The organism is Pseudoalteromonas sp. HL-AS2 (assembly GCF_031198805.1).
GTDB lineage: Bacteria > Pseudomonadota > Gammaproteobacteria > Enterobacterales > Alteromonadaceae > Pseudoalteromonas > Pseudoalteromonas nigrifaciens.
In genome coordinates this window covers 3,020,337-3,033,099 of sequence record NZ_CP133571.1, presented here as the reverse complement: position 1 = coordinate 3,033,099, position 12,763 = coordinate 3,020,337, and the positions used below count along the sequence as shown (strand labels likewise).

The 12,763-nt window shown below is 39.9% G+C and carries 15 protein-coding genes; 11 read left to right on the top strand and 4 right to left on the bottom strand.

Features of this window, described 5'->3' with window-relative positions:
* Positions 1 to 54: 54 nt before the first annotated feature.
* The 5 genes from lexA (at position 55) to RB215_RS14090 (ending at position 5,317) form a co-directional block, all read left to right on the top strand.
* Positions 55 to 672 carry a transcriptional repressor LexA gene (gene lexA, locus RB215_RS14110; protein ID WP_086997127.1) on the top strand — a complete coding sequence of 206 codons (618 nt, stop codon included), beginning with the start codon at positions 55 to 57 and terminating at the stop codon, positions 670 to 672.
* Positions 673 to 1,146: 474 nt separating this feature from the next.
* Complete coding sequence (coxB, locus tag RB215_RS14105; RefSeq protein ID WP_011329500.1) at positions 1,147 to 2,289, top strand: cytochrome c oxidase subunit II; 1,143 nt, start codon at positions 1,147 to 1,149, stop codon at positions 2,287 to 2,289.
* Positions 2,289 to 3,881: a cytochrome c oxidase subunit I gene (gene ctaD / locus RB215_RS14100; protein ID WP_011329499.1), complete on the top strand. Its 1,593-nt coding sequence runs from the start codon at positions 2,289 to 2,291 to the stop codon at positions 3,879 to 3,881. Before coxB ends, ctaD begins: the two co-directional genes overlap by 1 nt.
* Positions 3,881 to 4,411 carry a cytochrome c oxidase assembly protein gene (locus RB215_RS14095; RefSeq protein ID WP_086997121.1) on the top strand — a complete coding sequence of 177 codons (531 nt, stop codon included), beginning with the start codon at positions 3,881 to 3,883 and terminating at the stop codon, positions 4,409 to 4,411. The genes ctaD and RB215_RS14095 overlap by 1 nt, the downstream gene beginning before the upstream one ends.
* A 30-nt stretch (positions 4,412 to 4,441) precedes the next feature.
* The gene (locus tag RB215_RS14090; protein ID WP_011329497.1) at positions 4,442 to 5,317 is read left to right on the top strand and encodes a cytochrome c oxidase subunit 3; all 876 of its coding nucleotides are present in this window, start codon (positions 4,442 to 4,444) and stop codon (positions 5,315 to 5,317) included.
* Here RB215_RS14090 and RB215_RS14085 read toward each other — a convergent pair.
* A complete protein-coding gene (locus tag RB215_RS14085) occupies positions 5,295 to 5,525 on the bottom strand; it encodes a DUF2909 family protein (RefSeq protein WP_050754475.1) in 231 nt (76 codons plus the stop codon). The two genes, RB215_RS14090 and RB215_RS14085, sit on opposite strands and share 23 nt — an antisense overlap.
* A gap of 17 nt (positions 5,526 to 5,542) precedes the next feature.
* On the opposite strand from RB215_RS14085, the gene RB215_RS14080 reads away from it, so the two are divergent.
* Genes RB215_RS14080 through RB215_RS14060 form a run of 5 tightly spaced genes read left to right on the top strand, consistent with a single transcriptional unit; the run spans position 5,543 to position 9,354 of the window.
* Positions 5,543 to 6,283 carry an SURF1 family protein gene (locus tag RB215_RS14080; RefSeq protein ID WP_182677805.1) on the top strand — a complete coding sequence of 247 codons (741 nt, stop codon included), beginning with the start codon at positions 5,543 to 5,545 and terminating at the stop codon, positions 6,281 to 6,283.
* Positions 6,273 to 6,767, top strand: coding sequence for a hypothetical protein (locus RB215_RS14075; RefSeq protein ID WP_011329495.1), 495 nt, complete (start codon positions 6,273 to 6,275; stop codon positions 6,765 to 6,767). The genes RB215_RS14080 and RB215_RS14075 overlap by 11 nt, the downstream gene beginning before the upstream one ends.
* A 13-nt stretch (positions 6,768 to 6,780) precedes the next feature.
* The gene (locus tag RB215_RS14070) at positions 6,781 to 7,770 is read left to right on the top strand and encodes a heme A synthase (RefSeq protein ID WP_089368859.1); all 990 of its coding nucleotides are present in this window, start codon (positions 6,781 to 6,783) and stop codon (positions 7,768 to 7,770) included.
* 40 nt (positions 7,771 to 7,810) lie between these two features.
* Entirely contained in the window at positions 7,811 to 8,740 is a 930-nt protein-coding gene (cyoE, locus tag RB215_RS14065; RefSeq protein ID WP_011329493.1) for a heme o synthase, read from the top strand.
* Positions 8,737 to 9,354, top strand: a complete 618-nt coding sequence (locus tag RB215_RS14060; protein ID WP_309216601.1) for an SCO family protein — start codon at positions 8,737 to 8,739, stop codon at positions 9,352 to 9,354. Before cyoE ends, RB215_RS14060 begins: the two co-directional genes overlap by 4 nt.
* Before the next feature lie 61 nt (positions 9,355 to 9,415).
* Here RB215_RS14060 and RB215_RS14055 read toward each other — a convergent pair whose 3' ends face one another.
* Complete coding sequence (locus RB215_RS14055; protein ID WP_011329491.1) at positions 9,416 to 10,441, bottom strand: polysaccharide deacetylase family protein; 1,026 nt, start codon at positions 10,439 to 10,441, stop codon at positions 9,416 to 9,418.
* A gap of 42 nt (positions 10,442 to 10,483) precedes the next feature.
* On the opposite strand from RB215_RS14055, the gene RB215_RS14050 reads away from it, so the two are divergent.
* Positions 10,484 to 11,755, top strand: a complete 1,272-nt coding sequence (locus tag RB215_RS14050; RefSeq protein WP_309217173.1) for an MATE family efflux transporter — start codon at positions 10,484 to 10,486, stop codon at positions 11,753 to 11,755.
* A 14-nt stretch (positions 11,756 to 11,769) separates the two neighbouring features.
* Here RB215_RS14050 and RB215_RS14045 read toward each other — a convergent pair whose 3' ends face one another.
* Positions 11,770 to 12,039, bottom strand: a complete 270-nt coding sequence (locus RB215_RS14045) for a hypothetical protein (RefSeq protein ID WP_011329489.1) — start codon at positions 12,037 to 12,039, stop codon at positions 11,770 to 11,772.
* Between the two features lie 12 nt (positions 12,040 to 12,051).
* Entirely contained in the window at positions 12,052 to 12,627 is a 576-nt protein-coding gene (gene nfuA / locus RB215_RS14040) for a Fe-S biogenesis protein NfuA (protein WP_011329488.1), read from the bottom strand.
* Positions 12,628 to 12,763: the final 136 nt, after the last annotated feature.

The window sequence follows — 12,763 nt, the reverse complement described above, 5'->3', positions numbered from 1 at the left end:
TTCAGATAACTGTATATACTCACAGTTAAATGTACTGTATGGAAAACCAGTTGTATGCGACCATTAACTAACCGCCAAGCGCAAATACTCGAACTTATTAAAGTGTTTATTAAAGACACTGGTATGCCTCCTACACGCGCAGAAATTGCACAAACATTAGGCTTTAAAAGTGCTAATGCAGCAGAAGAGCATTTAAAAGCGCTGGCTAAAAAAGGCGCTATTAAAATGAAACCAGGCGCTAGCCGTGGTATTCAACTTATTGAAGAAGATGAACCAGAACAACTTGGTTTACCGTTAATAGGTCGTGTAGCTGCCGGCGAACCTATTTTGGCGCAACAACATGTTGAGAGCCATTGTAAAATTGACCCGTTAATGTTTAAACCCGCTGCCGATTTTTTATTGCGTGTAAATGGTATGAGCATGCGAGATATTGGTATTATGGATGGTGATTTACTGGCTGTTCATCGCACTCAAGTTGCCGAAAATGGCCAAGTTATTGTTGCCCGCGTTGATGACGATGTAACGGTAAAACGCTTAGAAAAAGCAGGCAAAAAAGTATTATTGCATGCTGAAAATAAAGAATTTTCGTCGATAGAAGTGGATCTTGAAAAGGAATCTTTTAATATTGAAGGCTTAGCTGTTGGGGTTATTCGTAATGCTGACTGGATGTGACAATTAAGCTGTTATAGCTATGTAAAATATCGGCATAATTTAATAGCTCAGATAATTAATGCGCACTTTTTAGTGCGCTTTTTTTTTGCCTTTTTTTTGTGAAAATTCCGCTGCAATGAAAAAATTATATTAAGTTTATGTTTTTTATCATTTAAGTATTTAATACTCGTTATCGCTGTCTTTTTATTTGTAACCCTTGCTGTTGCTCACTTCCTGCTTAGAACAAAATTAAATAAATCCCATATTTACGCTAATCCCCTAATATTATTTGATTATTTTTCAAACTAAAACTTGCTAGTTGTTCAATTATTAACTAATTGTTAATGGGCTGGACTAACAATAACTCACAGCTTTAGTTTTGAGAAAATATATTTATATATCCGGCAGCAATACAAAAATAAAAAATAACAAATTGGCATTTAAAGCTTATGTCTTTTTGTTTTGCACTCGCAACAGTATTAAAGGAGCTGTCACATGGGTAAATTGAGCTCTACCTTGTGGCTTATATTGTTTGTTTTTCCGCAGTTAGCATTGGCAAATAGCCAATATAATATGCGCAAAGGCGTAACCGATATAAGTAATAATGTTTATCAACTACACATGACCATATTTTTAATATGCTGTGTAATAGGCGTGATTGTATTTGCCGTTATGTTTTGGGCACTTATTCATCATCGTAAATCTAAAGGAGCAGTTGCTGCTCAATTTCACGAAAGTACCAAAGTAGAAATACTCTGGACAGCAATTCCATTTGTTATTTTAATAGCAATGGCAGTCCCCGCAACTAAAACATTAATAGCGATGGAAGATGCCAGTAAAGCGGATATCACTATTAAAGTAACTGGTTCACAATGGAAATGGCATTACGAATATATGGGGGAAGATGTTGAGTTTTACTCAATACTTGCCACACCGCAAAATGAAATTGCCAACCTAGCCGATAAAAACCCCAACTATTTACTTGAGGTAGATAAGCCTCTGGTATTACCGATCAATAAAAAAGTACGCTTTTTAATGACCTCCGACGATGTTATTCATTCTTGGTGGGTGCCCGATTTTGCTATTAAAAAAGATGCAAACCCGGGGTTTATTAACGAAACGTGGACCAACATAAACGAAGTCGGTATTTATCGCGGTCAGTGTGCTGAGCTATGCGGTAAAGATCATGGCTTTATGCCAGTGGTAGTAGAGGCTAAGTCAGAGGCCGATTTTAAAGTTTGGCTAGCAGATGCTAAACAAGCAAAGCAAAAAGCAGCAGCAGCAGATGCTGCATTACTTGACCAAACACTCCCTAAAGAAGAATTAATGACTTTGGGTGAGCAAGTGTATATGGCCAATTGTGCTGCATGTCATCAGCCCACAGGGTTAGGTTTGCCAGGCGTTTTTCCTGCACTTAAAGGCAGCCCGATAGTGCTTGGCGATATAAAAGACCACATTGATATTGTTATTCACGGAAGCCCCGGCACAGCCATGCAAGCCTTTGCTAAACAGCTCTCTATAAAGCAATTAGCAGCGGTAATTACTTATAAGCGTAATGCATGGGGTAATGATACCGGTGATGTAATTCAACCAAGTGAAATACAGGCAGCACTTGATGCCGATGGGGAGGCGAACTAATGAGTAGCATAGTAGAACAACCTGACATTAATGAAGCTCACCACGCTCATCATCCTGCTAAAGGCTTTAAGCGTTGGTTATATACCACAAATCATAAAGATATAGGTAGCTTGTACTTAATTTTTTCGCTAACTATGTTTTTTATTGGTGGTGCTATGGCTATGGTGATCCGCGCTGAGTTATTTCAGCCAGGATTGCAATTAGTCGATCCTCACTTTTTTAATCAAATGACCACGGTTCATGGGTTGATTATGGTATTTGGTGCCGTTATGCCGGCCTTTACTGGCTTAGCTAACTGGATGGTGCCATTAATGATTGGCGCGCCTGATATGGCCTTACCCCGAATGAATAACTGGAGTTTTTGGATTTTACCATTCGCGTTTTTAATTTTATTATCATCGCTATTAATGCCCGGTGGCGGTCCTGCGTTTGGTTGGACTTTTTATGCGCCGCTGTCCACAACCTACAGTAATGACAATACCGCCATGTTTGTATTTGCTGTGCATATTATGGGTATTAGCTCCATTATGGGGGCAATTAATGTAATTGTAACCATAGTTAACTTGCGTGCCCCAGGCATGACTTGGATGAAGGTCCCTATGTTTGTATGGACTTGGCTGATAACGGCATTTTTATTAATTGCGGTTATGCCGGTACTCGCAGGTGCAGTGACCATGGTGCTCACCGATAAATACTTTGCAACCAGCTTTTTTGATGCAGCTGGTGGCGGTGATCCGGTGATGTTTCAGCACATATTTTGGTTTTTTGGCCACCCCGAAGTATACATAATGATTTTGCCGGCTTTTGGCATTATTTCTACTATAGTTCCTACCTTTTCGCGTAAAAAACTTTTTGGTTATTCCTCCATGGTATATGCCACGGCGTCAATTGCGTTGTTGAGTTTTACAGTGTGGGCGCATCATATGTTTACTACCGGTATGCCGGTGGCTGGCGAGCTATTTTTTATGTACGCGACTATGCTGATATCGGTGCCCACTGGAGTAAAAATATTTAATTGGGTAGCCACTATGTGGCGCGGTTCAATTACGTTTGAAGTCCCCATGCTGTTTAGTATTGCTTTTATTGTGTTGTTTACCTTAGGTGGTTTTTCGGGATTGATGCTGGCCATTACACCGGCTGATTTTCAGTACCATGATACCTACTTTGTAGTGGCACATTTTCATTATGTACTGGTAACGGGAGCGGTGTTTTCTATTATGGCAGGCGCGTATTATTGGCTGCCTAAATGGACTGGCAATATGTATAACATAGCGCTGGCTAAATGGCATTTTTGGTTATCGCTGGTAAGCGTAAATGTATTGTTTTTTCCTATGCACTTTGTAGGGCTTGCAGGCATGCCACGCCGTATACCCGACTATGCGCTACAGTTTGCTGACTTTAACGCCATTATTAGTATTGGCGGCTTTGCCTTTGGATTATCGCAGTTGTTGTTTGTAGCTGTAGTGATTAAATGCGCACGCGGCGGCGACAAGGTTCCTGCAAAAGTGTGGGAAGGCGCAGAAGGACTGGAGTGGGAGGTAGATTCACCTGCTCCGTACCATACATTTTCAACACCACCGGAAATTAAATAATGATACACGCACCGCTACTTAAGCGCTTAGTTGTTATTTGCTTAGCCATGTTCGCATTTGCATTTGCGTTAGTGCCTTTGTATGACGTGTTTTGTGATATTACCGGCATTAACGGTAAGCCATCATTAGAGCAAGCAAAGCAAAGCACGCAAGTAATACAAAATCGCGAAATAAGTGTGAGCTTTACCACGCATGCACAAAGCGGTGCACCCTTTGCTGTGAAGTCTAAAGAGTACAGTGTTGCGGTAAAGCCCGGTGCTATGCGTGAGGTAATGTTTAGCGCCAAAAATAATAGTGACCAAGATAAAGTAATGCAGGCAGTGCCTTCGGTATCACCCGGTAGAGCAGCAAAATACTTACATAAAATAGCGTGTTTTTGTTTTGATCAACAGCCATTAAAAGCAGGTGAAGAACTAGAGTTTACGTTGCTTTTTTATGTTGATACCGCACTACCAAGTGACATTGAAGAGTTAACTTTATCTTATACGGTATTTGATATTAGTGAGCGGCTAGCAGCCAATAACAACTAGCCTAACTAGTGACAACCAGGAGCAAATAAAATGAAGCAAGAATATGAGCATTATTATGTACCAGATCAAAGCCCATGGCCGATTGTTGGCGCAGTAGCATTATTTTTTATTGCAGTAGGTGCAGCTCTAACCGTAATGAGTGCCGGTAAAGAAGGTGACAGTGGCATTTATATTTTGTACGCAGGTATAGCAGTACTGCTGTATATGTTGTTTAGCTGGTTTAAAAACGTGATTGATGAGGCCGGGAAAGGCTTATATTCGGCGCAAATGGACCGCTCTTTTCGACAAGGAATGAGTTGGTTTATTTTTTCTGAAGTAATGTTTTTTATGGCATTTTTTGGCGCACTTTTTTACGCCCGTATGCTTTCTGTGCCTTGGCTTGGTGGTGCCGATAACAATGCCATGACTAACGAAGTGCTTTGGCCTACATTTGAAGCTGTGTGGCCATTAATTACCACGCCAGGGGGCGACACTACCCAAGCTATGGGATGGCAAGGTCTACCGCTGATTAACACCTTAATTTTATTGACCTCATCAGTTACTTTGCATTTTGCCCATGTGGCAATAGAAAGTGATAAACGCGGCCAGTTAAAAGTGTTTTTAGGACTGACTATTTTATTGGGTGCAGTTTTTTTAGGCCTACAAGTAGAAGAATATATTCATGCGTATAACGATTTAAACTTAACATTAGATGCCGGTATTTATGGCAGCACGTTCTTTTTACTTACGGGTTTTCATGGCATGCATGTGACCTTAGGAACTATTATTTTATTGGTAGTATTTTTACGAATTTTAAAAGGACACTTTACTAAAGATAAGCACTTTGCTTTTCAAGCGGCGGCTTGGTACTGGCATTTTGTTGATGTAGTTTGGTTATGCTTATTTATATTTGTGTATGTGCTGTAGTTATTAAAGGGGCGTTATTGCCGCTAATAAAGCCAAGTTTTAGTGCGGCAATAACAACTATTAATACCACCACAGAAAATAATACGCGACGACCTAAAAAGTGAGACATAGGTCGTCCTTGGGTTTTTCCAGAGACCATAATAAATAAAGCGCGAAACAAGTTAAAAAGTATAAATAATAACAACAATACAATAAAAATTTTAATCATCACTAGGTTGACCCTTTATGCAGTTAATTAGATGGCGTGAACAAAAGTTTAGCTCAATAATCACCATTTGTATGGTGGTGATTGTAGTTTTGGTGTGTGTGCGTTTAGGTTTTTGGCAGTTAGAACGTGCGACACACAAACAACAGCAGTTAGCTTCTATTGCAACGCTGCAAACGCACGGTGTAATGAGCTGGCAGCAAATGCTTAAACTACCTAGTAACTGGAATAAAACAGGATTGTTAGTTGAGTTAACAGGGCATTTTATTAACGATGAATATTGGCTTTTAGACAACCAAGTTTATAACGGGCAGGTGGGTTATGACTTACTGGCACTGTTAAAGCCAAATAACGAAACACATGCCATTTTGGTTAATTTAGGCTGGATAAAAGCTCCCCTATCGCGCGATACATTACCTAAAGTAACCCTACCTAAACACGCTTTTACGCTTACTGCTCAAATAAAAGAAAATAACCTCACTGCTTTTAGCCTCGAGAGTAAAACCAATAACATTGATTTACCAAAGCGAGTGCAAACAATTGAATTAAATAAGTTGAGCGAACAAAGCCAGCAATTATTAGTTAATTTTATGGCGTATCGCCAAGGTAGCGGCGATGCAATAGGTATACCTCACTATACCGCGGTTGTTATGAGCCCACAAAAACACCACGCTTATGCGGTGCAATGGTTTTTAATTGCGCTGGCGTGCGTTTTAGTGGCTATTTTTGCAAGTAAAAAAAGGACACATAATGAAAAATAACCCCCTTTTACTGTTTGTCATTTGCTGCGCTATTCCGCTAATTTTAGCGTACAGCGCGCTTAAATTAGATTGGTTACCTACCGCCATTACTAACAATGGTGAGTTTTTACAGCAACAGGTTAAATATGAAAGTTGGTCGCAAAACAATCATAAGCAATGGACTATTGCCCTAAATTACTCCAATGGATGTACTACGCCTTGTAGTGAGCAATTAGCCGCACTAAATAATTTATACATAGCGCTAGGCAAAAACCAGAATAAAGTAGATGTAGCCGTGATAGGCGAAGTAAAAGCTGCCAACTCCCCGTGGAAAAGTATAGATGCGCAACCAAACTTACAACCGGCTAGTTTGTATTTAATCGACCATATGGGGCTTGTAGTGCTTGAGTATCCATTTAAAACACAGCCACAGGAAAATAGATTAGTACAAAAAGGACTATTAAAAGATCTAAAAAAATTACTGAGTTATTCTCGTTCGAGCTAAGTAGGAAGATGCCATGTATAAAAATTATAAAAACTGGGTATTAATAACGGGCTTATTGGCTTTGATAGTAGTGGCGTTGGGTGCTTATACTCGCTTAAGTGATGCCGGGTTGGGTTGCCCAGATTGGCCAGGATGTTATGGCTTTTTAACTGTACCCAAACATGAAGCCGATATAGCGCAAGCAGCACAAAGTTATCCCGATATGATGTTTGAAACCGCTAAAGCATGGAAAGAAATGATTCATCGCTACTTTGCCGGTACGCTAGGCTTGCTCATATTAGCCTTATTTGTATATGCTTTTTTAAAACGTCAATCGCCAACAACGCCAGTTAAATTACCATTACTACTGTTATTGTTAGTGATATTTCAGGCTGCATTAGGTATGTGGACGGTTACGATGAATTTACAGCCGTTAATAGTGATGGGCCACTTACTTGGTGGCTTTAGTATTTTAGCGCTGCTCACTTTATTATATTTACGATTAAACGCCAAGCCAATAATGGGGGGAGATGCAGGTGCAAGACGCTACTTTGGTTTAAGCCTAGTGGCGCTTAGCGTACTAATTATACAAATAGCATTAGGAGGTTGGTTGGCTGCAAATTACGCTGCTCCGCATTGTAATGGCTTGCCTTTATGTAGTAATGCCCAGCCATTTTCGCTTAGTAGTGTGTTTCAGCTCCCGCTTGAGCATGGTAACTACGAGTTTGGCGTCCTGTCGCAGCAAGCACGTATGTCGATTCATTTATTACACCGTATTTGGGCATTAGTTACTTGCATAGTATTGGCATTAATTATGTGGCGAATATACAGCCGTGCCTACTCGCAAAAAATAAAAAGCTGCGCCGTTAGCGTGTTAGTTGTCTTATTTTGCCAAATTGCTTTAGGCCTCGCAGTGGTGCATTGGCATATTCCGTTAAGTATGGCACTGGCACATAACTTAATGGCTGCCATACTGTTATTAACTTTAATTAGATTATGCTATTACCTCAAAGCACGAACTTAAAAGCACGAACCTAAAATTACAAATAGAAAGGAGCGTTGTTATGGCACTTACAATAGATAAAAAAGCAATACAACCTATAAATACACTACCGCTAATTACACGTAGTTATAATTTACTACAAGATTATTTAGCCATTAGTAAATTTAAAGTAGTCGCTATGTTGGTACTGACCGCGTGGGTTGGTTTGGCGCTAGCACCCGATGTAGGCAGAGGCATGGGTGTACAGTTTATAAGCTTACTTGGCATAGGATTGCTTTCAGCAGCAGCAGCGGTAATTAACCATGTTGTTGATAGCGAAATAGACAGCAAAATGGCGCGTACTCGTCATCGCCCAGTAGCTAAAGGCCGCTTAAGTAAGGCACATGCACTGAGTTTTGCAGCAATAATAGGTGTGGCAGGTTTTATTATGCTAATGCTATGGGCAAATACACTTACCGCCATATTAACCTTATTTGCGCTGGTGGGTTATGCCTTTGTATACACCTCTTTTTTAAAGCGCGCTACACCACAAAATATTGTTATTGGTGGCCTTGCTGGCGCTATGCCACCCTTATTGGGTTGGGTGTCTGAAACAGGGCAAATGGCAGCTGCACCTTGGCTACTAGTGATGATTATTTTTACGTGGACCCCTCCGCACTTTTGGGCCTTAGCTATAGCTCGTAAGAGCGATTACGCACGGGCTAAAATTCCTATGTTACCGGTTACGCATGGTATCGATTTTTCTAAAACCTGTGTGGTTGCTTACTCTGTGTTACTGGCAATTGTGTGTATATTTCCTTATTTGATAGGAATGTCGGGGTTAATTTATTTAATCGGCGCATCTGGATTAAATGCAGTCTTTATTTATAAAGCGATTAAATTAAAACTAGCCGCTAACGACGACACTGCTATGGATTTATTTCGCTTTTCAATTATTCATTTAATGGTACTCTTTATCATATTATTTATAGATAAATGGCTACTATTATGAAGCAATTATGGCTAGGGTTAGTTATTGTTTTAACACTGTTTTTATCGGCGTGCTCAGATGATAATGCACCGCCAGACGTTAATGCTTTAGTGTACGAGAATGCTAAACCTTTAGCCGACTTTAGTTTAGATGATCAACATGGCGAATTGGTTACTAAGCAGCAATTTTTAGGGCAATGGAATTTAGTGTTTTTAGGCTACACCAGCTGCCCCGATATTTGCCCGTTAACACTGGCTAAACTAAATGCGGTGTATAAAAATTTACGTAGTGATTACCCAGTGCAAATTTGGTTTGTATCGGTAGATCCAAAACGAGATACCCCAGCAAAACGCAAAGACTATATTGATTACTTTAACCCCGATTTTTTAGCGGTTTCGGGGGAGCACAAACAGCTTTTCCCTATGGTAAGAGGGTTAGGCTTAATTTACGCTATTAGTGATAGTAGCGAGTCAGAGTATGCAGTTGATCATAGTGCTTCAGTGGCTATGGTTGATGGCAATGGGGCGGTAAGAGCTATATTTAAACCTGAATTTAAACAAGGTAGCGTGCCGTTAATAAATTCCAAAGAGTTAACTCAAGAATTTAAACAAATAGCTGATTATTATAAAAACTAGTTATTTAAACAGTAAATTAAAAAAGGAGCCCTAGGCTCCTTTTTTACTGCTGTAATTTAAGCTATTCAATAACCCAAGGCTGCGAAAACCAAAAATAGCTACCAGCATTGTTAATTGCAGGGGCGGTACAATTAAAGCGCGAACGACCTTTATTGAGCGCTTTAGGTGAGGTGACTTCTACTGTGTTTTTATTTATCCAGGTTAAATTAGCCTGGCCAACACTCGATACATAACAAGCAAACTGACTCTTATGAAAATCCCCCATAGTAAACTCAATAGTGAGTTTGGGTGGGTTTTGCGCCGTTACACTGTCTTCATAAGTGAGCGCGGTTATATTAAATGCGCGAGAATTCAATTTAGTGATCAGCGTATCTAATTTACTATAAAAGCCCGAAGCCGGAAAACGCGGTAAGCGACTAAAGTTAGAATCTTTATTTACAGCGCCAGAATGCTGACCTATACCAATAAAACCAAGCTCGGTTACTAGGGCTTGTAACTTATTGTTAAACTCGCCATACGGATAAGCTAAATATTTATAATCATGGCCAATTTCTGTTTTTATACGCTGCTGTGAATGTAGGATGTCTTGTTTAATGCGGGCTTGCCATTGTGCATCGCTTTCGTTTGCAAGCATATGGTGTAAGTAATCGTGTTGGCCACTATGATTGGCAATAAGTGCGCCTTTTTTTGCTAGCTCTTGGAGTTTATCCCAGCCCATTACATAGCCTTTACCTTCGTCTATTAGCTTAGGATTGACAAAAATTGTGTACGGATAGCCAAACTTTTCTAAAATTGGCGCTGCTTGCTCGTAATTATTGTTGTAACCATCATCGAAAGTAATAGCGACGGTTTTATCTGGTAAAGTGTGTTTTTGCTGCAACGCAGTTATCAGCTCATCTAAAGGAATAACATTAAAGTTATGCTCTTTTAAATAACTTAAGTGCTCAGTAAAAGTGCTCGCGCTAACACTGGTTACCGCCGGAAGGGTTTCACTAACGTGATGATACTGTAAAATAACGGCTGCTTGAGCGCGCAGTGAAATACTAATAAGGATAAATAATACTAAATGAAACAATTTCTTATACATAATAAAGCACACCATAAAAGCTTGTTGTTGTTAGCGGGTCCGATGATATTATCAAATATTACCGTCCCACTGTTAGGAATTGTTGATACTGCAGTAATTGGCCACTTAGGGAGCGCTCATTATTTAGCCGGTATTGCGCTGGGATCTGCGGTTATATCAATATTATTTTGGCTCGCAGGCTTTTTAAGAATGAGCACCACAGGGTTAGTGGCACAAGCTTATGGGCAAAACGATTTAACCCAATTGGCGGCGTTATTAAAACGCAGCTTAGTGCTTTCTTGCTTTGTTGCCGTATTGCTTATCGCCTTATCGCCTTTAATAAAACACGCCATTGCATTTTTATCTGCGGCCAATAGCGACGTGCTTACGCAAGCGTATCAGTATTTTAGTATTCGTATTTTTAGTGCGCCTGCGGCCTTATGTAATTTAGTACTATTAGGTTGGATGCTAGGTATGCATTATGGCCGTGGGCCGTTTTATTTATTATTAGTGACTAATATTACCAATATAGTGCTCGATATATATTTTGTTGTATACCTAGATTGGGCGGTAGCAGGCGCTGCATGGGCGTCACTTATTGCCGATTACACCGCGTTAGTTTTTGCCGTGGTGTTAGTTATTAAATTAGCTAAAAAACGCGGCATAAAACTAAGCGTACCAGGTTGGTTTAGCATTACAAAAATGGCAAACCTACTAAGCTTAAACCGTGATATTTTTATTCGCTCATTTATTTTACAGCTCTGCTTTAGCTTTATGACCTTTTACGGCGCACGAATTGGCGAAACCACGCTAGCAGCAAATGCAGTATTACTTAACTTTTTAATGTTGGTAAGCTTTGCACTCGACGGCATTGCTTATGCCTGTGAGGCAAAAGTAGGGCATGCTAAAGGTCAACAAAGTGTAAAAAATATTGAGCTTTGGGTAAGAATAAGTGTGTTTTGGGGCGCGCTATTTGCCTTAGCATACAGTTTGTTTTTTGCTATATTTGGCCGCTATATTATTACGCTATTAACTAATGTGCCGGAAGTGATCACCACGGCTACGCTGTACTTGCCTTGGATTATAGCCTTGCCATTATTGGCAATGAGTTGCTTTTTATTTGATGGTGTATTTGTTGGACTTACCCGGGCAAAGGCAATGCGAAATAGTATGTTGCTCTCAGCAAGTGTTGGTTTTTTTGGTGTATTTGCAGTGTTTCATCAGTGGGAGAATAATGGTTTATGGTTAGCAATGAGCTGCTTTATGCTAATGCGAGGAGTAACATTAATAGTGAAATACCAAAAGTTAAAGGCAAATAATCAGTTATTAGATTAAGGTAATTTGGTGGCTTATTTCCATAGGTCGGGGTCGTGGTTTTTAGGCTCAATATTTTTAAGTACTTGTGAAAAGCGATTAGCAAAAATACCGCTGTAGCCCCAAGCAGCAAAAAACAAAGCTGGCACTAAAATAACAACGCCAATAATTTGCAAGCTGTAGTGACTGTAATAGCCTAAAAAAATAAATATCACGGCTAGCACAAACAGTGCTACGCCGCGAAAAAAACGCTTTAAGCTAAGCTTAGGGTTGCTCCCTAAGCTATATATAAGCGACTTTAGCATTAAAAATGCTTATTAATAGTAAGAATGATCGCCCGCTTGGTGCTCAGTAATATCGGCAACACCAGTGATCTCTTCAAACTTTTCGATCATCTCTTTTTCAATGCCTTCTTTTAACGTGACATCGATCATAGAACAACCATTACAACCACCGCCAAACTGTAATACAGCAATACCTGCAGCGGTAATTTCCACTAAGCTTACTTGGCCACCGTGGTTAGCAAGTTGTGGATTTACTTCGGTTTCTAGCATGTGTTGTACGCGTTCGTTTAACGATGCATCACCGCTAATTTTACGCGCTTTAGCATTAGGTGCTTTTAGTGTTAACTGAGTACCCATTTTGTCGGTAACAAAATCAATTTCAGCGTCTTCTAAAAAGGGTGCACTTTCTGCATCTACAACGCCGTCAAAACCATTAAAGTTTAGGCGAATATCGCTGTCTTCTACAGCGTCTTCTGGACAATAAGAAACACCACATTCCGCTTGTGATGTACCAGGGTTTACAACAAAAACACGAATGTTGGTTTGTTGTGCTTGATCTGCTAATAGTTTAGCAAAATGCGCTTGTGCTGTTTCGGAAATTGAAATCATAAGACCGTCTATACTTGACTAAATTACTCGGATACTGCATATCATACCCCGCTCATCGTGTTGCGGCTAGTGTTGAGCGTAAAAAGTTGGCATCTATTTTAAGCAATGCTAGCGTGCAAACAACAAACATTTTATG